Source organism: Paraburkholderia sp. SIMBA_054, assembly GCF_046534875.1.
Lineage (GTDB): Bacteria > Pseudomonadota > Gammaproteobacteria > Burkholderiales > Burkholderiaceae > Paraburkholderia > Paraburkholderia hospita.
Genome location: NZ_JAWRXV010000059.1, coordinates 39,206 through 62,438, shown reverse-complemented (window position 1 = coordinate 62,438; position 23,233 = coordinate 39,206). Strand labels below are relative to the sequence as shown.

The window sequence follows — 23,233 nt, the reverse complement described above, 5'->3', positions numbered from 1 at the left end:
TCGTCTTGGGTTTGCGTGGCATACATGCTCCTTGAGCTACATGTTATGCCTTGAACACAAAATCTATGACAGGCCCGCGACGCATGAAGCACGAAGGCAAAACGCGGATGCCAGCACGAAGCCAAAACAACCAAACCGCCCGCGCCCCGAACGCTCAACCACGGATGCCAGAGAAAACCAAAGCAAACCAACCCAGCCCATCCCAGCGTCGCAGACACATCGAAACGAAAAACCACCTCTACTGCATATCCCGAACCCACCCACTCACCCAATGCACAACAAGCGGCCCAACGAGCAAACCCCACGTCATCACGCAGATAAAAAGCGCAACCATAACAGCGGCACTTCCAAGATCCTTCGCGCGCCGCGACAGTTCATGGCGTTCGAGCGAAATCCGATCAATAGCCGCCTCAACACTCGAGTTGAGCAACTCGACAATCAGCACAAGAAACACAGATCCAAGCAACAGAACACGAGACACCGGCTCGACAGGCACCAAAACGCCGCAAGGCAAAAGAATCGCAGCCAACGTCAGCTCCTGCCGAAACGCGCTCTCCTCACGAATCGCGACCCGAAACCCGGCAAACGAATTCTTCATCGCATGCCACGCGCGGGTGATCCCGCGATTGCCCTTGTATGGATTGAAGGGCAGCGGCGCGAGCGGATCATCGGGACCCAATGGCTCGAGCGATTCCGCCGCGTCGGATTGCGCGCCATTCAGCGCGTTTTTACCGTCCGGCGCGGCATCGCGCGTAGTAGATGACATGGCAGAAACAGGAGCAGAGCTGGGCTCTCCAGCATACCGCGCCCGTGCCCGCGGCGCGCCGTCCTCGTGCATATCATGCGCATCGTCGAACGGTTCGCCATACGGCTGCGCGTCCGATACTGCCGTCTTCGCGTCGCGCAGCGATTCCTGCGGAGCGCGCAATGCGTTCGATTGTCTCGTTTGCATGGGCGTGGCGAGAAGTGAGGGCGCTTGCGCGTCGGGCGGATCAGGCGGCGGCGCTTTCCTCGCGATAAGCGGGACGCGACAGCGGCTTCAGATGCGCAGCGAACTGCTCGGACGCAGCCGCCCACGAAAAGCGTTCTGCCCACGCGCGCGCATCATTGCGATCGATCTTCAGCGCCTGCAGGCACGCTTCACGCAAGTCTTCGTGCATCGCGCCCGCGCCACCGTCGCCGAGCACATCGATCGGACCCGTCACGGGATACGCCGCAACAGGCGTGCCGCACGCAAGCGCTTCGAGCAGCACGAGACCGAATGTGTCGGTCCTGCTCGGGAACACGAACACGTCGGCGGCCGCGTAGACCTTCGCGAGCTCGGCCTGCGTCAGCACGCCGAGATAGTTGGCGGCCGGATAGCGCGACTTCAGTTCGGCAAGCGCCGGGCCTTCACCGCAGACCCACTTCGAGCCGGGCAGATCGAGCTTCAGGAACGCTTCGACATTCTTCTCGACGGCCACGCGCCCGACGTACAGAAAAATCGGCCGCGCGGTGTTCAGCACCTTCGATTCCATTTGCCGGAAGATGTCGAGATCGACGCCGCGTGTCCACAACACGACGTTCGTGAAGCCAAACTTTTCGAGGTCGGTCTTGACGACCGGCGTCGGCGCCATCACGGCAAGCGATGCCTTGTGAAACCAGTGCAGAAAGCGGTACGTCCACGCGACGGGAACGCCGAAGCGCGCCTCGACGTATTCGGGAAATCGCGTGTGATAGGCCGTCGTGAACGGCAGCTTGTGCTCGATCGCATACTTGCGCGCGGCCAGCCCGAGCGGGCCTTCCGTCGCGATATGCAGCGCGTCCGGCTGGAACTCGTCGATGCGCTGGCGCAAGTGGCGTCGCGGCATCAGCGAAAGACGAATCTCCGGATACGTCGGGCACGGAATCGTCTTGAACTCGAGCGGCGTCAGCAGATCGACCTTGTGGCCGATCGCCATCAGTTCGCGTGTCGTGTTCTTCAGCGTGCGGACGACGCCGTTGACCTGCGGTTCCCACGCATCGGTGACGATCATGATCTTCATGCGATTGGCCCTCTCGTAGTGGTGGTGGTGTGCGGTCACGCCGTGGCGCGGGCCTTCGTCGCGTTCGCTTCAGGCGAGCGCATCACGGTCCAGTAGATGACCTTCAGCTCGCCTTCATAGGTCTCGACGAGCGCCGACAGGCTCTCGACCCAGTCGCCGTCGTTGCAATACAGCACGCCGTCGATCTCGCGGATCTCGGCCTTGTGAATGTGCCCGCACACGACGCCGTCGCAGCCGCGGCGACGCGCTTCATCCGTCATCACGTTCTCGAACGCCGAGATGAAGTTCACAGCGTTCTTCACCTGATGCTTCAGGTACTGCGACAGCGACCAGTACTGGAAGCCCAGCTTGATGCGGATGCGGTTGAACCAGCGGTTCAGCACGAGGATCATCGTGTAGAGCGTGTCGCCGAGATACGCGAGCCACTTCGCGTGCTGGATCACGCCGTCGAACAGGTCGCCGTGCACGATCCACAGGCGCTTGCCCTGCAGCGTCGTGTGGAACGCTTCGCCGCGCACGTGGATGTCGCCGAACGCGAGATCGCAGAACTGGCGCGCGCCTTCGTCGTGATTGCCGGGGATGTACACGACCTGGGTGCCCTTGCGCGCCTTGCGCAAGATCTTCTGCACGACATCGTTGTGCGCCTGCGGCCAGTACCAGCCTTTCTTCAGCTGCCATCCGTCGATGATGTCGCCGACGAGGTACAGGTACTCCGATTCGTTGTGGCGCAGGAAGTCGAGCAGATAGTTCGCCTGGCAGCCGCCGGAACCGAGGTGAATGTCGGAGAGCCAGATGGTGCGATAGCGGTGCGAATTCTCATGACCGTCGTCGTGATCGCTTTCGGAAGGTGTTGGCGTCACCGGCAGATGCGGAAGCGGCGGCAGGCCAACTGAGGGGGTGCGGGGGCCGAAAGCGACGGGATCGACGCTCGGGCCATTCTGGCGGAAGAGGGAAGTCGCGGACGTGTTGTTGTCCATGGCTCACGCGTCGAGTTTCAGTACCCGCATTGCGCCATTGCTGCATGACGGAGCCGTGACATTCACGAGAAGTTCTTATTACGGATCGGGAATTGTCGGCTCGATGCGACGTTGCGATCAATGGGTTCGTGATCACGTGAGGGCGGATGCCGTCGATCATCGTGGCGCTCGCGGTGATGGTTGGCGTGATGGGCGCCGCGCGGCTCGTCGCCGGGCTGGATACGGCCGGGCGGCTATTCGATCTACAGTGGCGGGAGCGCCACCACCGATATCGAGACTCTGTGCGCGTTGCCGTTTGGTGTTTTGGTGTTTTGGCGTTTGCGCTGGCATCCGCGCTTTGCCTTCGTGCTTCAAGCGTCGCCCCTGTGCGGGGCGACGCTTGACCGGCAAACACCATAGCGCGGATGCCAGCGCAAACCCAAGCAAACCAAACGGCGAAGCAGCAACCACCACATCGACAGCAAAAAACCGCCGCAGGCAAAAAAGCTCACCGCGATATCGAAACGACTTTAGTCCCCGCCAGCCGATCATGCAGAAACTGCCGGGCCACGCCGACCCGGCCGACGGCCGCATATAAAACGAACCACACGAGAGCGACAATCAGCGTCTGCGGCACCGTAAGTCCAAAAAGCGGATGCACCGCCAGCGGCGGCAAAAACCACAACCACGCGAGCACATACCGCAACACCGCGCGCAGCACGGAAACACGCCCGCCATCCCTGGCGCCCACCACCCGTAATCGCCAGGTCTTCATCGGCAGCGTCTGGCCGGCGTGTGTCCAGAACCAGACGAAATACACCCCGACCACCAGCCCCACCCAGGCCGCGAGCCAGTTGTGATGAGTCAGCCCATTGCGCTGCTGCGTAAGCGTGCTGAACAGATACCCCGCGAGGAACACCACGCCAAACAGCAGCACACCTTCGTACATCAGCGCGGCGAGCCGCCGGCGCACGGTCGGCGTCGAGGGTTCTACGGATTCGGGCTGGAGCGGCACGGCTGCGGAGTCGACGGAAGTGGACACTGGCTAGGCCTCGGTTGCCGTTGATGAGCCCGCGACGCAGGCTCGCAGAGGGATTATGAGCCGTTGAAGATGGACGGCGCGTCGGAAGGCGAGACGGGTGTCGGCGTCGCCGGCACGAAGCTGCCGGTGGCGGGAATGGCGGGCGCACCAGGCGAGGGCGCCGCGACTCCGGCGGAAGCGCCTGCCGTCGCCGGCGACACAGGTACGCTCGCGAGCTTGTCCTTGCCGTTCACGAGCCGGTTGATGTCCTTGATCTCAGACTTGCCCGAGGGCGGCGCGCTGACGACCGTCGGCCGGCGCTTGCGCTCGCTAGCGGCGAGCTTTTGCTTCTGCTCTTCAGGCAGCTGCTGGTATGCCTTCCACGCGTTCTGGCGCGCCTCACGCGGCAGTTCTTTCGAGACCTGATAGTTTTCTCGCGCGACGCGCCGCTGCTCAGGCGTCATGCGCACCCACTCCGCCATGCGCTCGTGCAGTATTTTTTGCGCTTCCGGCGTCATCTTCGGATAACGTGACGCAATTTTCAGCCATTTGCGCTTGCGCTCCTCGCTGAAGGCGTCCCATTGCACTGCAAACGGCGCGAGCGCGACGTGTTCGGCGTTGGAGAGCTTCGACCACGCGAGCGGACTGGTCGAGATGGGCAAGCCCGGCAGGTCGACGGTCAACGCCGGGGCGGCCGCCTTCGCGGGTGCACCGCTGGCGGGCGCCGCGACGGGCGTGGGTGTCGGGTAGAAGCGCGGATAGGTGGCGGCGAATGACACCAGGGCTGCAATCACGCATCCGGACACAACGGCAAGGCCGCGCTTGTAACTCACCCGTCAACTCTCCCCGGTCAGTGGTTACGCGTCAGGTACGCGTTGAACCCGTGATCGAGATAGGCATTGAGCGGCAGGTCGTCGCTCAGCATCGCGGCATCGATATCGGCGAGCTCGGCCGTGCGCTGATGGTCTTCCCACCACGCGATGCCCGCGAGTCCGATGACGAGCGCGAGCACCGGCCAGGCGAGCGCGAGCTTGCGCAGGCGCGGCAGACGGCGCGACGGTTCCGGTTGCGGCATGTGGGCAAGCGTCCCCGCGCCGACGAACACGGGCGCAAAAGCGGGCGCGTGCACGGCTTCGGGCTTCTTGCGAGCGAGTGCGGCGCGGCGCGCGGCGGCGAGCCGGTCGGTCGTAGCGGGCGGAATGCGGGCAGCGTTTTCGTCGAGCGCGCGCCGAAGCTGCAGCGCAAACTCGAGTTCTTTTGTTTCGGGAGCGGAGCTCATAGCGTGATTCCTTTGGCCCTGAGCGCTTGCGCCAGCGTGTGCGTGGCTCGCGAGCAGTGCGTTTTCACACTGCCTTCCGAGCAGCCCATCGCGGCGGCAGTCTCAGCGACATCCATATCTTCCCAGTAACGCATCAGAAACGCCTCCCGTTGACGAGCCGGCAACTTTTGGATTTCGTCGTCGATCAACTGCAGGACCTGTTCGCGTTCGAGCCGCTGCTCGCTGCTTTCCACACCCGTCGAGCCGTCCTGGCTTTCGAACGTCTCCAGCGGGTCGAAGTCTTCATCGTCGGCATTGCCCAGCGACGAGAACAGGGTCACCCAGGTATTGCGCACCTTCTGCCGACGGAAATAGTCGTGCATCGCATTCTGGAGAATACGCTGAAACAAAAGCGGTAGCTCAGCGGGAGGACGGTCGCCGTATTTTTCGGCGAGCTTGATCATCGCGTCCTGCACGATGTCTAGCGACGCGTCATCGTCCCGCACGGCGTAGACGGTCTGCTTGAACGCGCGCCTTTCGACGCCCGCCAGAAAATCGGCGAGTTCCTTGTCTGATGCCATCCGTTGGGGGTCGGCGCAGCGAGTGTGCGCGGAATCGGTCGAAAAATGTCGTAAAACTCGCGGATGCTAACAAACTTTCACCCGAGCCGGGGAAAAACGCGGCAGGCTTTTGCCTTGAATCGAACTTCGGCCGCGAAATATGCCGTTCCATGCAAGACGTCCGAAAGGCGCGCGTAACGCGTATGTAAAACGGTCAGAAGTGGACGACGAAACCGGGTTTGCCGTCAATCATGGAAATATTTGCTTGACCATCGGACTTATCGTAGATATCGTCTACGGTTCGCAACATAAGTGACTTGTCTCATTTGAGGTTGGCCCAAGAAGCCTTCCTGTCAAACTGGACGCGCCGCTTGAACCCGAGCCACAAGCCCGGCAGAGAGCACCCGATCAATTTTTTGCCGAAAATTCGAAAGGTGAACGATGAATATGCCCAGCGCGGAATTCTCCACGTCGGATACCACTCCACATCACGAAGCTGACTCTATCGGCGCCACCGTGCTCATGAAGGCACTGGCCGACGAAGACGTCGAATTCGTCTGGGGCTATCCCGGCGGCTCGGTACTCTACATCTACGACGAGCTTTACAAGCAGGACAAATTCCAGCACGTCCTCGTGCGCCACGAGCAGGCCGCGGTTCACGCCGCCGACGCCTACGCGCGTTCGACCGGCAAGGTCGGCGTCTGTCTCGTGACCTCCGGCCCCGGCGTCACCAACGCGGTGACGGGCATCGCGACGGCCTATATGGACTCGATCCCGATGGTGATCATCAGCGGCCAGGTGCCGACTGCTGCGATCGGGCAGGATGCGTTCCAGGAGTGCGATACCGTCGGCATCACGCGTCCCTGCGTGAAGCACAACTTCCTCGTGAAGGACGTGCGCGATCTCGCCGCCACCGTCAAGAAAGCTTTCTATATCGCCCGTACCGGTCGTCCCGGCCCGGTGCTGATCGACATTCCGAAAGACGTGTCGAAGGCGCCTTGCCAGTACGAACCGCTCAAAAGCGTGTCGCTGCGCTCGTACAACCCCGTCACGAAGGGTCACTCGGGTCAGATCCGCAAGGCCGTCGCGCTGCTGCTGTCGGCCAGGCGTCCGTATATCTACACGGGCGGCGGCATCATCCTCGCGGATGCGTCGCGCGAACTGAACCAGTTCGCCGATCTGCTCGGCTACCCCGTCACGAACACGCTGATGGGTCTTGGCGGCTACCGCGCGTCGGACAAGAAATTCCTCGGCATGCTCGGCATGCACGGCACGTACGAAGCCAACATGGCGATGCAGCACTGCGACGTGCTGATCGCAATCGGCGCGCGTTTCGACGACCGCGTGATCGGCGACCCGGCGCACTTCTCGTCGCGTCCGCGCAAGATCATTCACATCGACATCGACCCTTCGTCGATTTCGAAGCGCGTGAAGGTCGACATTCCGATCGTCGGCGACGTGAAGGAAGTACTGAAGGAACTGATCGAGCAACTGCAGACGGCCGAGCATGGTCCGGACACCGCGGCGCTTGCCGACTGGTGGAAGGAAATCGAAGAGTGGCGCTCGAAAGACTGCCTCAAGTTCGACCGCAAGAGCGAGATCATCAAGCCGCAATACGTGGTGGAAAAGGCGTGGGAACTGACGGACGGCAATGCCTTCGTGTGTTCCGACGTCGGCCAGCACCAGATGTGGGCGGCGCAGTTCTATCGCTTCAACAAGCCGCGCCGCTGGATCAACTCCGGCGGTCTCGGCACGATGGGCTTCGGCCTGCCCGCGGCGATGGGCGTCAAGATGGCGCACCCGGATGACGACGTGCTCTGTATCACGGGCGAAGGCTCGATCCAGATGTGCATCCAGGAACTGTCCACCTGCAAGCAGTACGACACGCCCATCAAGATCATTTCGCTCAACAACCGCTATCTGGGCATGGTGCGCCAGTGGCAGCAGATCGAATACAGCAAGCGCTATTCGCATTCGTACATGGATGCGCTGCCCGACTTCGTGAAGCTCGCCGAAGCGTACGGCCACGTTGGTATGCGGATCGAAAAGACCGCTGACGTGGAACCGGCGTTGAAGGAAGCACTGCGCCTGAAAGATCGCACGGTGTTTCTCGACTTCCAGACTGATCCGACCGAAAACGTCTGGCCGATGGTCCAGGCCGGCAAGGGCATCACGGAGATGCTCCTCGGATCGGAAGATCTATAACGAGCGCTTTCCTGCGCCGGCTCCGTCATGCACATCTCCACAAAAGGTGAGCGCGGACGGAGCGGTGTGGAACGCACGCATCGCATACATCGATATCTGGAAGAAGCGAACATGAGACACATTATTTCCGTTCTGCTGGAAAACGAACCGGGCGCGCTGTCGCGCGTGGTTGGCCTGTTTTCCGCACGCGGCTACAACATCGAAACCTTGACGGTGGCGCCGACCGAAGACCGTTCGCTGTCGCGCATGACCATCGTTTCCATTGGCTCGGACGACGTGATCGAACAGATCACGAAGCATCTGAACCGCCTGATCGAGGTGGTGAAAGTGGTCGACCTGACAGAGGGCGCCCATATCGAGCGCGAGCTGATGCTGATCAAGGTTAGGGCGGTCGGCAAGGAACGTGAGGAGATGAAGCGGATGTCGGATATTTTCCGCGGCCGCATCATCGACGTCACCGAAAAGACCTACACGATCGAACTGACGGGCGCGAGCGAGAAGCTCGACGCGTTCATCGAAGGGCTCGACGCCACCGCGATTCTCGAAACGGTCCGCACGGGCGGTTCCGGCATCGGACGCGGCGAGCGTATCCTGAAGGTTTAACGGCCAGGCAACATCGGTTCGATCCGCGCCGGGCGTTGCGTCAAGCGCCCGGCCCAAGCACTACACACGCAACATTTTTTCTGAATTTCGCCAAGGAACAGACATGAAAGTTTTCTACGACAAGGACGCCGACCTCTCCCTCATCAAAGGCAAGCAGGTCACCATCATCGGTTATGGCTCGCAAGGCCATGCGCACGCGCTGAACCTGAAGGAAAGCGGCGTGAACGTCACGGTCGGTCTGCGCAAGGGCGGCGCATCGTGGAGCAAGGCTGAGAACGCGGGCCTCACGGTGAAGGAAGTGGCTGAAGCCGTGAAGGGCGCCGACGTCGTAATGATGTTGCTGCCCGACGAGCAGATCGCCGAGGTCTACGCGAAGGAAGTGCACGGCAACGCCAAGCAGGGCGCAGCGCTCGCGTTCGCACACGGTTTCAACGTGCATTACGGCCAGGTGATCCCGCGCGCGGATCTGGACGTCATCATGATCGCGCCGAAGGCCCCGGGCCACACGGTGCGCGGCACGTACTCGCAAGGTGGCGGCGTTCCGCACCTGATCGCAGTCGCGCAAGACAAGTCGGGCGCAGCACGCGACATCGCGCTGTCGTACGCAGCGGCGAACGGCGGCGGCCGTGCCGGCATCATCGAAACCAACTTCCGCGAAGAAACGGAAACCGACCTGTTCGGCGAACAGGCCGTGCTGTGCGGCGGTACGGTCGACCTGATCAAGGCGGGTTTCGAAACGCTGGTCGAAGCGGGCTACGCGCCGGAAATGGCGTACTTCGAGTGCCTGCACGAACTGAAGCTGATCGTCGACCTGATCTACGAAGGCGGCATCGCGAACATGAACTACTCGATCTCGAACAACGCCGAATACGGCGAGTACGTGACGGGCCCGCGCATCATCACGGATGAAACGAAGAAGGTGATGAAGGAAGTCCTGAAGGATATCCAGACGGGCGAGTACGCGAAGAGCTTCATCATCGAAAACCGCGCTGGCGCGCCTACGCTGCAATCGCGTCGCCGTATCACGGCTGAGCACCAGATCGAGCAGGTGGGCTCGAAGCTGCGCGCGATGATGCCGTGGATCGCGAAGAACAAGCTGGTCGATCAGTCGAAGAACTAATCTGCCCGTTTTTCTTGCTCCGGCGCACGAAATGCGCCGGAAGCGTCAAAAAGCCGTCCAGGTGTGCTGAACCCTGGACGGCTTTTGCTATCCTACGGTTTTACGTGCGACACGCACGCTCGTGTCCGTGAGCCTCGCGTTATGAGGCATCGACTAGAGGGTTATCGCTCGGAACTTCGGTTTCGAGTGCCATGCCCTCCGCAGGCGGCCCCCTTGTGGGTCGCGCCCTTGTAGAAGTAGGGGTGGCCTTGGCCATTCCCTTGATGAAGCGAACCTCGGCGCTGCATGGTCGGGGAACGCATTGCAATGATCTGGTTACCGCCAGATCCCGCCCAGTCAGCGGCTTCACCTCCGCTGACAAAGCGGAGTGTTGTTTGCAATTTCACCGCCCTAGGAAGGTGAATTCGCTACGCGATACGAGCGAAAAGCTCGGTGTGTCATTGTTCGGCCTCGCCGGCAGCTTGGCGAGTGAAGTGAACCTGCTGTACGACCAGCAGTAGCCTAGGAGGACATGCGTCACTGGCAACGGTGAGGTGTGAAGCTTCTCTGACAATGTAGTCCCCGACGTTCAGGGCGGGGTGACGGTCGTGAGACCGTCCCTCGGAGACTCCCAGCAGCACTGGGGTTGAGACGCTAGGCTGGCTGATACGGTTAACGGAAGTGAACTGCTGATAAACCTCGTAAGTAGGACGGTGCCAAAGCTGCTGATAGGCATCAACCAAAAGGTGTGCGGTCGGATAACCCGCTGTAAATTCGGGTTACGTCGTCATTGGACCGCTGGGGAATAGGCAGAACCTAAGTCAGTCGTGTGACATGCCGGGAACGTGGTAAGCCTGTATGGTTGCCGGCCGTAGTTTGGCTGGCAGGCGAACCGTGAGGGACGCTGTTAATTGTGCAGGTATGGGATGACGGAAAAAGCGAAGGCCGGTCTGTAATGGATCGGATAGGGGTTGCGACATTACCTCACGCGAAAGCGGGCAGACTTCCGTCTGGTCTACCGTCGCAAGATGGCTGACTAGCCCTTTAGCTGGAAAAGTGATTGCTGATGGCGTCCTTGCCATTAGCGTAAGTCTTTAACCCCCGCGCGGGAGCAGATCGCTCCCGCAAGGGGCGATCTGTTCTCCGCTCGGGCCTCACTTCTTCGAGTAGGAGAGCAGCATGAAAGTATCTGTCCGAAAGGATGGATCTGCGCTTTCCCACGCACCAGACAACTGGCACGCCGTAGATTGGCGTCGGGTTGAACGGAACGTGAGAGGGATGCAGATTCGAATTGCGAAGGCGACGCGGGACAACGACTGGCGCAGGGTGAAGGCCCTGCAACGGATGTTGACCCGCACGTTGTCCGCGAAGCTGTACGCGGTACGACGTGTTACGCAGAACCAGGGTGCGCGAACGGCGGGAGTCGATCGCGAGCTATGGGATTCGCCTGAAGGCCGGTGGAACGCCATCGGCAGGTTGAAACGGCGCGGATATAAGCCCCTGCCTCTACGGAGAGTCTTTATCCCCAAGGCCAACGGGAAGGAACGCCCTCTGGGCATTCCGACCATGCGGGACAGGGCGATGCAAGCCTTGTATCTGTTGGCTCTGGAGCCGGTGTCGGAATCGACGAGCGACCCGAACTCCTATGGGTTCAGGTTGAACCGTTCGACGGCTGACGCCATGTCGCAGATTTTCGTTGCCATGTCCCAAAAGGGCTCAGCTCGTTGGGTGCTGGAAGCGGATATTAGGGGCTGTTTTGACCACATCAACCATGATTGGTTGGAGAGCCATGTCCCCATGGACACGGAAATCCTCCGGAAGTGGTTGAAGGCTGGCCTGATTTACAAAGGGCAGCTACAGGCGACTGAAGCCGGTACGCCGCAGGGAGGGATCATCTCCCCGACGCTGGCGAATGTGACGTTGAATGGGTTGGAGCGGCAACTGGTCGCGCACCTTGGTGCGAAGCTCGGGGTCGCGAAGGCTAAGAAGTTGAAGGTTAATGTGGTGCGGTACGCGGACGACTTCGTGATCACCGGTGACTCGAAAGAGATACTGGAACAAGAGGTCCGACCTTGGGTGGAGGCATTCCTGGCTGTTCGCGGGCTGCAACTCTCTGAGGAGAAAACGCGGATTACACACATCGACGCAGGCTTCGATTTCCTTGGGTGGAACTTCCGGAAGTACTCGGGAACTCTGCTCATCAAGCCGAGCAAGAAGAATGCGCAAGCGTTCTACCGCAAGGTGGCGGAAACGATCAACGGCAACAAGACGGTTAAGCACGAGAATCTGATTCGACTGCTGAACCCGATGCTACGGGGATGGGCGCAGTATCACAGCCCCGTGGTCGCCAAAGAGGCGTACAGCCGCATGGAGTCTCTGATTTTCCGGAGGCTTTGGCGGTGGTCGAAGAGGCGGCATCCGAACAAGAGCGCCGACTGGGTGAGAAGGAAATATTTTCACTCGGAAGGTAGCCGGCATTGGGTGTTCGCCGTTCCGATAGTTCGTGAAGATGGAAACAAGGGTTTGCTTGAGTTGTACCAGCTCAGCGGTACTGACATCAGGCGACACAGGAAGGTCAAAGGGGAATTTAATCCCTTTGACCCAGAGTGGGAGCAGTACGGCGAGCAGTTGCGGGAGGCACGCATGGAGCACTCGATGCGGCACCGACGGCAATGGGTCTCGTTGTACATGTCGCAGGGCGGGTTATGTGCGCACTGTGGCTGTGCCCTGACACGGGAGACCGGTTGGCATGACCATCATCTGGAATATCGGATGCATGGTGGGTCAGACGCTCTCTCAAACAGGGTCTTGCTTCACCCGGACTGTCACCGGCAGGTGCACGCAGGTAAAATTGTAGTAACTAAGCCGGCCCGGTTCTAAGACCGGGCTTTGTTTGTAGATTTGAGCCGTATGCGGGGAAACTCGCACGTACGGTTCTCAGGGGGCTCCTCTTCCGCGAGGAAGGGGGGCTACCCTCCAAAAAGACTGAACCCATTTATGAACTACCCTCATCCGATCATCGCGCGCGAAGGCTGGCCGTTCATTGCCATCGCGGCCGTCGTTGCGTTGTTGATCCACTTCATCGCAGGGTTCGGCATTGCCTGGATTTTCTGGCTGTTGCTCATCTTCGTCGTGCAGTTCTTCCGCGACCCGGCGCGTCCCATCCCGACGCAGGCCAACGCGGTGCTGTGCCCGGCCGACGGCCGCATCGTCGCTGTCGAAACCGCGCACGATCCGTACGCGAACCGTGAAGCGCTGAAGATCAGCGTGTTCATGAACGTGTTCAACGTGCACTCGCAGCGCTCGCCCGTCGATGGCGCAATCTCGAAGGTCGAATATTTTCCGGGCGCGTACCTGAACGCCGCTGTCGACAAAGCGTCGACGGAGAATGAGCGCAACGCGGTCGTGATCGAAACGGCGAGCGGCGCGACGGTGACGTCGGTGCAGATCGCGGGCCTGATCGCGCGGCGCATTCTCTGCTACGTCAGGGCAGGCGAGCCGCTTACGCGCGGCCAGCGCTACGGCTTCATCCGTTTCGGTTCGCGCGTCGACGTGTATCTGCCCGTGGGCAGCCGCCCGCGTGTGTCGATCGGCGAGAAGGTTTCGGCTTCGTCCACGGTTCTGGCTGAACTATAAAGCGGCACAGGGAGGGTTCGATGGCCGCATTCAAACCGCGTCGTCCTCGTAGCAGCGGTGCGCCGCAGCCGCGACCGTTCAGGCGCAACAAGCCGTCCGCCGTCACGGAATCCGTGATCGACAGCCGGCGCGCCGCGCGACAGCAGTTTCTGCGCAAGCGCGGGATTTATCTGCTGCCTAACGCATTCACGACGGCGGCGCTTTTCTGCGGGTTCTTCGCCGTCGTGCAGGCGATGAACGTGCGTTTCGAAGTCGCTGCGATTGCGATTTTTGTCGCGATGGTGCTCGATGGCATGGATGGGCGTGTTGCGCGTATGACGCATACGCAGAGCGCTTTTGGGGAGCAGTTCGACAGTCTGTCGGACATGGTGTCGTTTGGCGTTGCGCCGGCGCTTGTGATGTATGAGTGGATTCTGAAGGATCTCGGGCGCTGGGGCTGGCTCGCGGCGTTTGTTTATTGCTCGGGCGCGGCGCTTCGGCTGGCGCGGTTCAATACGAATATTGGTGTCGTTGATAAGCGGTTCTTTCAGGGTATGCCGAGCCCGGCTGCGGCTGCGTTGATCGCCGGTTTTGTCTGGCTTGCTACCGATAATCGCGTGCCTTTGAAGCTGGTCTGGCTGCCGTGGGTTGCTTTTGCTTTGACTATCTACGCTGGCGTGACCATGGTGTCGAATGCGCCGTTTTATAGTGGTAAGGCGCTGGATGTGCGGCATCGCGTGCCGTTTGCGGCGATTTTGCTTGTGGTGGTTGCGTTTGTGCTGGTTTCGTCGGATCCGCCTTTGATGCTGTTTGGGCTGTTTGTGCTTTATGGCCTGTCGGGGTATGTGTTTTGGGCGTATCGCGTGGTAAGGGGGATGGGGAATCCGGCTCGTTCCTCGCAGCGGCCGGGTTAAGGTTTTTTGGGTTGTCTGCGACGCTGGGGTGGTTTGCTTGTGCTTTTCGCTGGCATCCGTGCTATGCCTTCGTGCTTCAAGCGTCGCCCCTGTGCGGGGCGGCACCTACTTTTCTTTGCCGCCGCAAAGAAAAGTAGGCAAAAGAAAGCGGCTCACACCGCCAGTTCTTGTATTTGCCTGAGGGCCCCCAAAGGGTCTTACGCTTCACACGGCAATCACGTGACCCATGTTCGTTGCCAACGCTCTGAATTGACGCCTCACCCGCTTCACGCGTCCGCGTCGCAACACGCCGTGCCAGATATTCCACTGCCGCCCAGGTGGCAAACTGTGTGTAGGCCGTAGCGCTACACACGCCTCACTTCGGACCAATAGCGCACGCGCTCCACCATGTAAGAGCGCCAAGCTATACGACGCGACAACCTACACACAGTTTGCCACCTGGGCGGCAGAAACCATTCGCTGCCGCTAGCCCTTGTGCGGGTGTGTGAAGTGGGTGAGGCGTGTATTCAAAGCGTTGGCAACGAACGCGAACAAAGACGTTGCCGTGTGAAGTGTGGGACCGGTTGAGGGCCCTCAGGCAAACACAAGAATTAGCGGTGTTAGCCGCTTTCTTTTGCCTACTTTTCTTTGCGGCGGCAAAGAAAAGTAGGTGCCGCCCCGCACAGGGGCAACGCGTGAAGCACGAAGACGTAACGCGGACGCCAGCGCAAAGGCCAGAACACCAAACGGCGACGCTTGAAGCACGAAGGCAAACCGCGGATGCCAGCACAAAGACCAAAACACCAAACAAAACCGCCCGCGCCGCGAAGGCGCCAACCCGAATACCAGCGCAAAGCCACCTCAACCAAACCGCCCGCGCAGCAAAAACCCAAAACCAAACCAAAAAGCCCGACCCGCAGGGCCCCCAATTGCACGTTTCCGGCATTGCCGCTATAGTCTCTGGCATGGCACTTTCCAAGTTCCCCTTCCTGTCTCTTCAAGCTGGCAAGCTACTACGCTCGCTAGCTCTAGCGCGCCTGCCGCGCTGATCGTTTTCGCCCTCCGTCTGCCTCGTTCGTTGTTTAGCGTCGTCTGCGGTGATGGCGCAAACACTCGAATTCCGTTTTCCAATTCAAATTGACCGAATCCCCCTGGAGACCCGAGATGGCAGACAAGCTCATCATTTTCGATACGACGTTGCGTGACGGCGAGCAATCGCCCGGTGCGTCGATGACGAAGGAAGAAAAGATCCGTATCGCGAAGCAGCTCGAACGGATGAAAGTCGACGTGATCGAAGCAGGCTTCGCCGCCAGCTCGAACGGCGACTTCGATGCGATCCACACGATCGCCGGCATGATCAAGGACAGCACGATCTGCTCGCTCGCGCGTGCGAACGACAAGGACATCCAGCGCGCCGCCGACGCGCTGAAGCCCGCCGATCACTTCCGCATCCACACGTTCATCGCGACGTCGCCGCTGCACATGGAAAAGAAGCTGCGCATGACGCCCGATCAGGTGTTCGAGCAGGCGAAGCTGGCCGTGCGTTTCGCGCGCAAGTTCACGAACGACGTCGAGTTCTCGCCGGAAGACGGCAGCCGCTCGGATATGGACTTCCTGTGCCGCGTGCTCGAAGCCGTGATCGCGGAAGGCGCGACGACCATCAATATCGCCGATACCGTCGGCTACGGTGTGCCGGAACTGTACGGCCAGCTCGTGAAGACGCTGCGCGAACGCATTCCGAACTCGGACAAGGCCGTGTTCTCGGTGCACTGCCATAACGACCTCGGCATGGCCGTCGCGAATTCGCTGGCAGGCGTGCAGATCGGCGGTGCACGTCAGGTGGAGTGCACGGTCAACGGGCTCGGCGAGCGCGCTGGCAACACGTCGCTCGAAGAAATCGTGATGGCGGTGCGCACGCGCAAGGATTATTTCGGTCTCGATCTCGGCATCGACACGACGCAGATCGTGCCGGCATCGAAGCTCGTATCGCAGATCACGGGTTTCGTCGTGCAGCCGAACAAGGCGGTAGTCGGCGCGAACGCGTTTGCGCACGCGTCGGGCATCCACCAGGACGGCGTGCTGAAGGCGCGCGACACCTACGAAATCATGCGCGCGGAAGACGTGGGCTGGACCGCGAACAAGATCGTGCTCGGCAAGCTGTCGGGCCGTAACGCGTTCAAGCAGCGTCTGCAGGAACTGGGCATCTCGCTGGACAGCGAAACCGAACTGAACCTCGCGTTCCAGCGCTTCAAGGAACTCGCGGATCGCAAGTCCGAAATCTTCGACGAGGACATCATCGCGATCGTCACGGAAGAATCGGCTGAAGCGCAGGAGCGGGAGCATTACAAGTTCGTGTCGCTGTCGCAGCATTCGGAAACGGGCGAGCGTCCGCATGCGCGCATCGTGTTCTCGGTCGCGGGCAAGGAAGTGGTCGGCGAAGCGAACGGCAACGGTCCCGTCGACGCGACGCTGAACGCGATCGAAACGGAAGTGGGCAGCGGCTCGGAACTGCTGCTGTACTCGGTCAACGCCATTACGACGGGCACGCAGGCGCAAGGTGAAGTGACCGTGCGCCTGTCGAAGGCGGGACGTATCGTGAACGGCGTCGGCACGGATCCGGATATCGTCGCCGCATCGGCGAAGGCGTATATCTCGGCGCTGAACCGTCTGTATTCCGGATACGACAAGCTGAATCCGCAACGCTCGGAAATCTGATGCGCGTTTGCTGTGTTCAGTCGCAATGAGAAAACCCCGCTGCGGCGGGGTTTTTCTTTGTGCATGCGCGATGAAAAATCATGAAAAAGCCGCCTTGCGAGGCGGCTTTTCCGATTGACGCCGAAGCAACTCAGAACAGGCTGCGGCGATCCGGATCGTGCAGCGGATCGGGCGTCTTCTGCGTCAGACGCAGGATGCCCTGATCGTCGAAATAAAAGCTGTACATCATGTACCAGACGTTGTCTTCCAGATACCGATACGTCCACACTTCGCGCTTCATCAACGGGAAATAGTTCGTTTCAACCGGGCGTCCGAAGTTGACGAGCACGTCGTCCCGCGTCCATGTGCCGATTTCCGCGCGATAGAACTCGTTCGGCTGCAGCACCTGGCGCACGTTCACGATCTTGCCCGACGCGTCGACGTCGGCGGCCGTGGTGGTTTCGCCCATCGGCTGCGTCGGCCACATCAGGCGCTTGCCGCCGTTGGGCAGGTCGTACACTTCGCGCGGCGGACCGAGGCGGGCGACGATCGTCGACTGATCCGCGCCCGCCTGATAGTTCTGCCAGGGCTGCGCGCAGCCGGCGAGCGTCACGGCGCACGCGAGAGCCGCTAGCGCGCCGCGCGCCGGGCGCACGAATGAAAGGCGGTTGAACATGACACCTCCGGTGGTGTTCGATGAGTGGTTGTTGTTCTAGGCTGATATTTTGACACGCGCCGCGTCAAAAGATTTTCGGGCATTCGCCCGCCGGGACGGGCCTTCGCGCGCTATTCGCTTGCTTGCGGCCCGCGCGCCGTCCTATGATCCGCGCTTCGATCGACAGATGAGACGCTGATGAAAGCAAAGTGGGCAAAGGCGATAGTGACGGCGATGACGCTGGCCGCGGCGACGATTCCTGCCGCCAATGTGCATGCGCAGGGCGCACCGATTCGCATTGCGATGATCGAAGGCATGTCCGGCCCGTTCGCGAACGCGGGCGCGGCTGTCGAGCGGAACCTGCGGTTCGGCGTTGAAACGGTCAACGCGCGCGGCGGCGTGAAACTGGCGGACGGCGTGCATCCGCTGGAGCTCGTCGTGCTGGACAGCAAGGGCAGCGCGGAAGAGGCGCTCGTGCAACTGCGCGCCGCCGCCGACAAACACATCGGTTTCATCACGCAAGGCAACAGTTCGGCCGTGGCTGCCGCCTTGCTCACGGCGATCGACAAGCAGAATACGCGCGAACCGGACAACCGCGAGCTGTTCCTCAACTATTCCGCCGACGACCCCGCGCTCACCAACGCGAACTGCAGCTTCTGGCATTTCCGCTTCGACGCGCACGCGGGCATGCGAATGGACGCGCTCGCCGATGTCATCCAGCGCGACAAGTCGGTGAAGAAGGTCTATCTGCTGAATCAGGACTACAGCTTCGGGCATGACGTGAGCACGCTGGCGCGCGCGGCGCTCGCATCCAAGCGGCCGGATGTCGCGGTGGTTGGCGACGAGTTTCATCCGATCGGACGCGTGAAAGATTTCGCGCCGTACATCGCGAAGATTCGCGCGAGCGGCGCGGACGCGGTGATCACGGGCAACTGGGGCAACGATCTGACGCTGCTTGTGAAGGCGGCGCGTGAGCAGGGCCTCGACACGAAGTTCTACACGTTCTACGGCAACAGTCTGGGTGCGCCGGCCGCGCTCGGCGACGCGGGCGTGAAGCGCGTGATCGCCGTGGCCGACTGGCATCCGAACGCGGGCGGCGCGGCGTCGGACGCGTGGTACGCGTCGTTCCGGCAGCGTTTCCCGGCCGCGCAGGACGATTATCCCGTGCTGCGCATGCCGCTGATGATCGAGATGCTCGCGGCGGCGATGAGCCGTGCGGGCAGCGCGCAGCCGGAGAAGGTTGCGAAGGCGCTGGAAGGGATGAAGTACGACAATGGTTTTCACGCGTCGTGGATGCGCGCCGACGACCATCAGTTGATCCAGCCCCTTTACGTGATGGAAATGGACAAGGCAGGCACGCCGGGCGTCCATTTCGACAACGAAGGCTCGGGTTACGGCTTCAGAACGGTGCTGGCGCTGCCGCCCGAGCGTACGGTGCCACCCACGACATGCCGGATGAAGCGGCCCTGAGCGGCCCGTGAGCGTCCAGCCGTGGCGGGATTCGGGCCTGGCCAGAAGCACAGCCCGAAACGGCGGGGTTCGCCGGATGAACGGGCTGTGCTACAATACGCGACTCGTTTTGCTGTAACCCACGGCACGGCCTTTCTTCCGTGACCGCCTGTCGATTCAAAGGAAATCAACATGTCCGTAGCTGAAATCACCAAGAAATCCGACGTCGTCGCGCAATTCGCACGCGCTGCTAACGACACCGGATCGCCCGAAGTTCAGGTCGCTCTGCTGACCACGCGCATCAACGAACTGACGGTCCACTTCAAGGCCCACACGAAGGACCACCACAGCCGCCGCGGTCTGCTGCGCATGGTGAGCCGTCGTCGCAAGCTGCTCGACTACCTGAAGGGCAAGGACGCTGACCGTTACCGCGCTCTGATCGAGAAGTTGGGTCTGCGTAAGTAATCCGGCGCATCGGACTTTCTGTCAGCAAGATGCCTGTGTCAGTTCCGCTGATACAGGCATTTTGTTTTTCAACGGTGCGCTTCGTGTGAGGTTTGCCGTTGATACCACCCGTCAGGCGTGCCGGTTGCGCCGCGGGTAAAACGAAATAAAGCCGGGCTTCAGGGTAGGGCGCTGTGTCATTCCAGCGGTTCGCGTGCAAATCGATGCATCCACGTGATTCTCTGGAATGGCATAACACTCCTCTACCCGAAAGGTCCGGTCCTGACGGTGCCGCGCGCAGTTTTGCGCGGCATGACCAAAAGATCAAGGAGGACAAATGTCTCTGTTTAACAAGGTCGTCAAAGAGTTCAAGTGGGGCCAGCAAACGGTCCGCATGGAAACGGGTGAAATCGCCCGCCAGGCGGGCGGTGCCGTGCTGGTCGACATCGAAGACACCGTCGTGCTCGCGACCGTCGTCGGCGCGAAGACGGCGAAGCCGGGCCAGGACTTCTTCCCGCTGACCGTCGATTACATCGAAAAGACCTATTCGGCAGGCAAGATCCCTGGCGGCTTCTTCCGCCGCGAAGGCCGTCCCTCGGAAGGCGAAACGCTGATTTCGCGTCTGATCGACCGTCCGCTGCGTCCGCTCTTCCCGGAAGGCTTCTACAACGAAGTGCAGGTCGTCATCCACGTGATGTCGATCAACCCGGAAGTCCCCGCCGACATCCCCGCGCTGATCGGCGCATCGGCGGCGCTCGCCGTGTCGGGTCTGCCGTTCAACGGCCCGGTAGGTGCAGCGCGCGTTGCGTACATCAACAACGAGTACGTGCTGAACCCGACCCGCTCGCAAGTCAAGGAATCGAGCCTGGACCTCGTCGTCGCCGGTACGGAGCGCGCGGTGCTGATGGTCGAATCCGAAGCGGATCAACTGCCGGAAGACGTGATGCTGGGCGCCGTCGTGTTCGGTCACGAGCAGATGCAAACGGCTATCGACGCGATCCACGAACTGGTCCGTGAAGGCGGCAAGCCCGAGTGGGACTGGCAAGCCGCGCCGAAGAACGAAGCGCTGATCTCGCGCGTCAACGAAATCGCGGGCAACGAACTGCTGTCGGCATATCAGACGCGCGACAAGCAGGCTCGCTCGACGAAGCTGAAGGCCGTCTACGCAGCCACGCAAGCCAAGCTCGAAGAAGAAGCCGCGGCAGCGGGCACGGTGGCAGCCGACAAGGCATCCGTCGGCAACGTGCTGTTCGACATCGAAGCGAAGATCGTCCGTTCGCAGATCCTGAACGGCGAACCGCGTATCGATGGCCGTGACACGCGCACGGTTCGTCCGATCGAAATCCGCACGGGCGTCCTGCCGCGCACCCACGGTTCGGCACTCTTCACGCGTGGCGAAACGCAGGCGCTAGTCGTCGCGACGCTCGGCACGAAGGGTGACGAGCAGATCATCGACGCGCTCGAAGGCGAATACCGTGAGCGCTTCATGCTCCACTACAACATGCCGCCGTTCGCGACGGGCGAAACGGGCCGCGTCGGCTCGCCGAAGCGTCGTGAAATCGGTCACGGCCGTCTCGCGAAGCGCGCGCTGGTCGCATGCCTGCCGAGCGCGGAAGAGTTCGGTTACTCGATCCGTGTCGTGTCGGAAATCACGGAATCGAACGGTTCGTCGTCGATGGCTTCCGTGTGCGGCGGCTGCCTCGCGCTGATGGACGCCGGCGTGCCGATGAAGGCGCACGTCGCCGGCATCGCGATGGGCCTGATCCTCGAAGGCAACAAGTTCGCCGTGCTGACCGACATCCTCGGCGACGAAGATCACCTCGGCGACATGGACTTCAAGGTGGCGGGCACGGAAGCTGGCGTGACGGCACTGCAGATGGACATCAAGATCCAGGGCATCACGAAGGAAATCATGCAGGTCGCGCTCGCGCAGGCGAAGGAAGGCCGCATGCATATCCTCAGCAAGATGACCTCGGCTGTCTCCGGTGCGAACACGGAACTGTCCGACTACGCGCCGCGCATGATCACCATCAAGATCAATCCGGAAAAGATCCGCGACGTGATCGGCAAGGGTGGTTCGGTGATCCGCGCGCTGACGGAAGAAACGGGCACGACGATCGACATTTCGGACGACGGCGTTGTCACGATCGCGAGCACGAGCAGCGAAGGCATGGCCGACGCGAAGAAGCGCATCGAGAACATCACGGCGGAAGTCGAAGTCGGCCAGGTCTACGAAGGCACGATTCTCAAGCTGCTGGACTTCGGCGCGATCGTCAACCTGCTGCCGGGCAAGGATGGTCTGCTGCACATCTCCGAAATCGCCAACGAGCGTATCAAGGACATCAACGACTACCTGAAGGAAGGCCAGCAAGTGAAGGTCAAGGTCATCCAGACGGACGAGAAGGGTCGTGTGCGTCTGTCGGCGAAGGCGCTCCTGAACGAAGCAGCACAAACGGAGCCGACGCCGCAGCAGTAACGCGGTGAAAGTGGGAACGGCCGGTAGCGCAACTGCGCGCCGGCCGTTTTTCATGTAGGGTGGATTGCAGTGCGAACGGGTTTGCACGGCCGGTTTGCAGCGCAATCCAGACCTGGGAGAGACGACGATGAACGCAATCGAAATCACCGAATTCGGTGCGCCGGAAGTCTTGAAGCTCGCCGAGCGGCCGATGCCCGAACCGAAAGCGGGTGAAGTGCTGATCAAGGTGTCCGCGTCGGGCGTGAATCGCCCGGACGTGTTCCAGCGCAAGGGCGGCTATGCACCGCCGCCGGGCGCATCGGACCTGCCGGGGCTGGAAGTGGCGGGCGAAATCGTCGGCGGAAACATCGACGAGAAGCGCAATCCGTTCGGTCTGAAGATCGGCGACCGCGTGTGCGCGCTGATGGCGGGCGGCGGGTATGCGGAATATGCGAGCGTACCGTTGCTGCAATGTCTGCCCGTGCCGAAGGGCTTCTCCGATATCGAAGCGGCTGCGTTGCCGGAGACATTCTTCACGGTCTGGAGCAATGTTTTTGACCGTGCGATGCTCGGCAGAGGCGAGGGCGGCGAGAACGAAACGTTTCTGGTGCAGGGTGGTTCGAGCGGCATCGGCGTGACGGCGATCCAGATTGCGCACGCGCTCGGCTTTCGCGTGTTCGCGACGGCCGGCACCGACGAGAAGTGCCGCGCATGTGAGGAAATCGGCGCCGAGCGGGCGATCAACTACAAGACGGAAGATTTCGTCGAGGTGATCAAGTCGCTCACGAACGACCGCGGCGTCGACGTGATCCTCGACATGGTGGCGGGCAGCTACGTGCCGCGCGAACTGAAGGCGCTCGCCGACGGCGGCCGTCTCGCCATCATCGCGCTGCTGGGCGGCGCGAAGGCGGAAGTGAATCTGAATGATATTCTGCGCCGCCGGCTCACGGTTACGGGGTCGACGCTGCGTCCGCGGCCCGTCGAGTTCAAGGCGAAGATCGCGGCGCAACTGAAAGAGCGCGTATGGCCGCATCTCGAAGACGGCACGATCAAGCCGGTGATCTTCAAGGTGTTCCCCGCCGCCGAGGCTGCGCAGGCGCATGAGCTGATGGAGAGCAGCACGCACGTCGGCAAGATCGTGTTGAATTGGGGCGCGGGTGCTTGACAGCGGTCGTTTAATTGAGTTTGACCCAGTCTGTCAGCACACAGTAAAATCGCGTGTTTTGCGCGTTCTGCATGGTTTTTGCATGCGGAGCGGGTACCGAGCGCCGACGAAGCGGATGCGTTCATCACCCGTACCAC

21 protein-coding genes are annotated in these 23,233 nt (G+C 61.2%); 12 read left to right on the top strand and 9 right to left on the bottom strand.

All coding sequences use genetic code 11. The features are described from left to right. Positions 1–238: 238 nt before the first annotated feature. The 3 genes from SB822_RS43425 to SB822_RS43415 are packed head-to-tail and all read right to left on the bottom strand — an operon-like array spanning position 239 to position 3,001. Positions 239–952: a diacylglycerol kinase gene (locus tag SB822_RS43425; protein ID WP_410857553.1), complete on the bottom strand. Its 714-nt coding sequence runs from the start codon at positions 950–952 to the stop codon at positions 239–241. 40 nt (positions 953–992) lie between these two features. Then, the gene (locus SB822_RS43420; RefSeq protein WP_007746276.1) at positions 993–2,024 is read right to left on the bottom strand and encodes a glycosyltransferase family 4 protein; all 1,032 of its coding nucleotides are present in this window, start codon (positions 2,022–2,024) and stop codon (positions 993–995) included. 35 nt (positions 2,025–2,059) lie between these two features. Then, entirely contained in the window at positions 2,060–3,001 is a 942-nt protein-coding gene (locus SB822_RS43415) for a UDP-2,3-diacylglucosamine diphosphatase (protein WP_410857552.1), read from the bottom strand. 146 nt (positions 3,002–3,147) lie between these two features. On the opposite strand from SB822_RS43415, the gene SB822_RS43410 reads away from it, so the two are divergent. Further along, positions 3,148–3,384 carry a hypothetical protein gene (locus SB822_RS43410; protein WP_114221061.1) on the top strand — a complete coding sequence of 79 codons (237 nt, stop codon included), beginning with the start codon at positions 3,148–3,150 and terminating at the stop codon, positions 3,382–3,384. A gap of 104 nt (positions 3,385–3,488) precedes the next feature. Here SB822_RS43410 and SB822_RS43405 read toward each other — a convergent pair whose 3' ends face one another. From SB822_RS43405 to SB822_RS43390, 4 genes are read right to left on the bottom strand one after another with little or no spacing between them, the layout of a single operon-like run. Continuing rightward, positions 3,489–4,022 carry an RDD family protein gene (locus SB822_RS43405; protein WP_410857551.1) on the bottom strand — a complete coding sequence of 178 codons (534 nt, stop codon included), beginning with the start codon at positions 4,020–4,022 and terminating at the stop codon, positions 3,489–3,491. A 53-nt stretch (positions 4,023–4,075) separates the two neighbouring features. Next, positions 4,076–4,834 carry a DUF3106 domain-containing protein gene (locus SB822_RS43400; protein WP_410857550.1) on the bottom strand — a complete coding sequence of 253 codons (759 nt, stop codon included), beginning with the start codon at positions 4,832–4,834 and terminating at the stop codon, positions 4,076–4,078. 17 nt (positions 4,835–4,851) lie between these two features. Beyond that, entirely contained in the window at positions 4,852–5,280 is a 429-nt protein-coding gene (locus tag SB822_RS43395) for a DUF3619 family protein (protein WP_007588183.1), read from the bottom strand. Beyond that, positions 5,277–5,840, bottom strand: a complete 564-nt coding sequence (locus SB822_RS43390) for an RNA polymerase sigma factor (protein ID WP_007588182.1) — start codon at positions 5,838–5,840, stop codon at positions 5,277–5,279. Before SB822_RS43390 ends, SB822_RS43395 begins: the two co-directional genes overlap by 4 nt. Positions 5,841–6,260: 420 nt before the next feature. Here SB822_RS43390 and SB822_RS43385 point away from each other — a divergent pair, with 420 nt between their 5' ends. From SB822_RS43385 to pssA, 6 genes are all read left to right on the top strand, one after another. Next, on the top strand, positions 6,261–8,024 hold the full coding sequence (locus SB822_RS43385; RefSeq protein WP_007588181.1) for an acetolactate synthase 3 catalytic subunit: 1,764 nt from the start codon (positions 6,261–6,263) through the stop codon (positions 8,022–8,024). 111 nt (positions 8,025–8,135) lie between these two features. Then, positions 8,136–8,627: an acetolactate synthase small subunit gene (gene ilvN / locus SB822_RS43380; RefSeq protein ID WP_007588180.1), complete on the top strand. Its 492-nt coding sequence runs from the start codon at positions 8,136–8,138 to the stop codon at positions 8,625–8,627. Between the two features lie 103 nt (positions 8,628–8,730). Next, the gene (ilvC, locus tag SB822_RS43375) at positions 8,731–9,747 is read left to right on the top strand and encodes a ketol-acid reductoisomerase (protein WP_007588179.1); all 1,017 of its coding nucleotides are present in this window, start codon (positions 8,731–8,733) and stop codon (positions 9,745–9,747) included. 1,158 nt (positions 9,748–10,905) lie between these two features. Next, positions 10,906–12,606, top strand: a complete 1,701-nt coding sequence (ltrA, locus tag SB822_RS43370; RefSeq protein ID WP_090838154.1) for a group II intron reverse transcriptase/maturase — start codon at positions 10,906–10,908, stop codon at positions 12,604–12,606. Between the two features lie 117 nt (positions 12,607–12,723). Next, the gene (locus SB822_RS43365) at positions 12,724–13,362 is read left to right on the top strand and encodes a phosphatidylserine decarboxylase (RefSeq protein WP_007588177.1); all 639 of its coding nucleotides are present in this window, start codon (positions 12,724–12,726) and stop codon (positions 13,360–13,362) included. Between the two features lie 20 nt (positions 13,363–13,382). Continuing rightward, positions 13,383–14,255 (top strand): CDP-diacylglycerol--serine O-phosphatidyltransferase, encoded by an 873-nt coding sequence (gene pssA / locus SB822_RS43360; protein WP_007588176.1) that lies wholly within the window; start codon positions 13,383–13,385, stop codon positions 14,253–14,255. Between the two features lie 617 nt (positions 14,256–14,872). On the opposite strand, the gene SB822_RS43355 is transcribed toward pssA, so the two are convergent. Continuing rightward, positions 14,873–15,235, bottom strand: coding sequence for a hypothetical protein (locus SB822_RS43355; RefSeq protein WP_143327383.1), 363 nt, complete (start codon positions 15,233–15,235; stop codon positions 14,873–14,875). A 163-nt stretch (positions 15,236–15,398) separates the two neighbouring features. Between SB822_RS43355 and SB822_RS43350 the strand changes: the two genes are divergently transcribed. Next, the gene (locus SB822_RS43350) at positions 15,399–16,949 is read left to right on the top strand and encodes a 2-isopropylmalate synthase (protein ID WP_007588175.1); all 1,551 of its coding nucleotides are present in this window, start codon (positions 15,399–15,401) and stop codon (positions 16,947–16,949) included. 130 nt (positions 16,950–17,079) lie between these two features. Here the strand turns inward: SB822_RS43350 and SB822_RS43345 are convergent, their stop codons facing one another. Then, complete coding sequence (locus tag SB822_RS43345; RefSeq protein WP_007588173.1) at positions 17,080–17,604, bottom strand: hypothetical protein; 525 nt, start codon at positions 17,602–17,604, stop codon at positions 17,080–17,082. A gap of 177 nt (positions 17,605–17,781) precedes the next feature. On the opposite strand from SB822_RS43345, the gene SB822_RS43340 reads away from it, so the two are divergent. The 4 genes from SB822_RS43340 to SB822_RS43325 all read left to right on the top strand — a co-directional run bounded on the left by SB822_RS43340 (position 17,782) and on the right by SB822_RS43325 (position 23,096). Further along, positions 17,782–19,053, top strand: a complete 1,272-nt coding sequence (locus SB822_RS43340; RefSeq protein WP_007750180.1) for a branched-chain amino acid ABC transporter substrate-binding protein — start codon at positions 17,782–17,784, stop codon at positions 19,051–19,053. A 171-nt stretch (positions 19,054–19,224) separates the two neighbouring features. Beyond that, positions 19,225–19,497: a 30S ribosomal protein S15 gene (rpsO, locus tag SB822_RS43335; protein WP_007588169.1), complete on the top strand. Its 273-nt coding sequence runs from the start codon at positions 19,225–19,227 to the stop codon at positions 19,495–19,497. A gap of 316 nt (positions 19,498–19,813) precedes the next feature. Then, on the top strand, positions 19,814–21,952 hold the full coding sequence (gene pnp, locus SB822_RS43330) for a polyribonucleotide nucleotidyltransferase (RefSeq protein WP_007588168.1): 2,139 nt from the start codon (positions 19,814–19,816) through the stop codon (positions 21,950–21,952). A gap of 127 nt (positions 21,953–22,079) precedes the next feature. Further along, entirely contained in the window at positions 22,080–23,096 is a 1,017-nt protein-coding gene (locus SB822_RS43325; protein WP_007588167.1) for an NAD(P)H-quinone oxidoreductase, read from the top strand. Positions 23,097–23,233 lie beyond the last annotated feature (137 nt).

What these genes read in the sequence shown, in the direction of transcription:
- SB822_RS43425 (WP_410857553.1), bottom strand. Translation starts at nt 952, where the DNA reads ATGCAAACGAGACAATCGAACGCATTGCGCGCTCCGCAGGAATCGCTG.
- SB822_RS43420 (WP_007746276.1), bottom strand. Translation starts at nt 2,024, where the DNA reads ATGAAGATCATGATCGTCACCGATGCGTGGGAACCGCAGGTCAACGGC.
- SB822_RS43415 (WP_410857552.1), bottom strand. Translation starts at nt 3,001, where the DNA reads ATGGACAACAACACGTCCGCGACTTCCCTCTTCCGCCAGAATGGCCCG.
- SB822_RS43410 (WP_114221061.1), top strand. Translation starts at nt 3,148, where the DNA reads ATGCCGTCGATCATCGTGGCGCTCGCGGTGATGGTTGGCGTGATGGGC.
- SB822_RS43395 (WP_007588183.1), bottom strand. Translation starts at nt 5,280, where the DNA reads ATGAGCTCCGCTCCCGAAACAAAAGAACTCGAGTTTGCGCTGCAGCTT.
- SB822_RS43390 (WP_007588182.1), bottom strand. Translation starts at nt 5,840, where the DNA reads ATGGCATCAGACAAGGAACTCGCCGATTTTCTGGCGGGCGTCGAAAGG.
- SB822_RS43385 (WP_007588181.1), top strand. Translation starts at nt 6,261, where the DNA reads ATGAATATGCCCAGCGCGGAATTCTCCACGTCGGATACCACTCCACAT.
- ilvN (WP_007588180.1), top strand. Translation starts at nt 8,136, where the DNA reads ATGAGACACATTATTTCCGTTCTGCTGGAAAACGAACCGGGCGCGCTG.
- ilvC (WP_007588179.1), top strand. Translation starts at nt 8,731, where the DNA reads ATGAAAGTTTTCTACGACAAGGACGCCGACCTCTCCCTCATCAAAGGC.
- ltrA (WP_090838154.1), top strand. Translation starts at nt 10,906, where the DNA reads ATGAAAGTATCTGTCCGAAAGGATGGATCTGCGCTTTCCCACGCACCA.
- SB822_RS43365 (WP_007588177.1), top strand. Translation starts at nt 12,724, where the DNA reads ATGAACTACCCTCATCCGATCATCGCGCGCGAAGGCTGGCCGTTCATT.
- pssA (WP_007588176.1), top strand. Translation starts at nt 13,383, where the DNA reads ATGGCCGCATTCAAACCGCGTCGTCCTCGTAGCAGCGGTGCGCCGCAG.
- SB822_RS43350 (WP_007588175.1), top strand. Translation starts at nt 15,399, where the DNA reads ATGGCAGACAAGCTCATCATTTTCGATACGACGTTGCGTGACGGCGAG.
- SB822_RS43345 (WP_007588173.1), bottom strand. Translation starts at nt 17,604, where the DNA reads ATGTTCAACCGCCTTTCATTCGTGCGCCCGGCGCGCGGCGCGCTAGCG.
- SB822_RS43340 (WP_007750180.1), top strand. Translation starts at nt 17,782, where the DNA reads ATGAAAGCAAAGTGGGCAAAGGCGATAGTGACGGCGATGACGCTGGCC.
- rpsO (WP_007588169.1), top strand. Translation starts at nt 19,225, where the DNA reads ATGTCCGTAGCTGAAATCACCAAGAAATCCGACGTCGTCGCGCAATTC.
- pnp (WP_007588168.1), top strand. Translation starts at nt 19,814, where the DNA reads ATGTCTCTGTTTAACAAGGTCGTCAAAGAGTTCAAGTGGGGCCAGCAA.
- SB822_RS43325 (WP_007588167.1), top strand. Translation starts at nt 22,080, where the DNA reads ATGAACGCAATCGAAATCACCGAATTCGGTGCGCCGGAAGTCTTGAAG.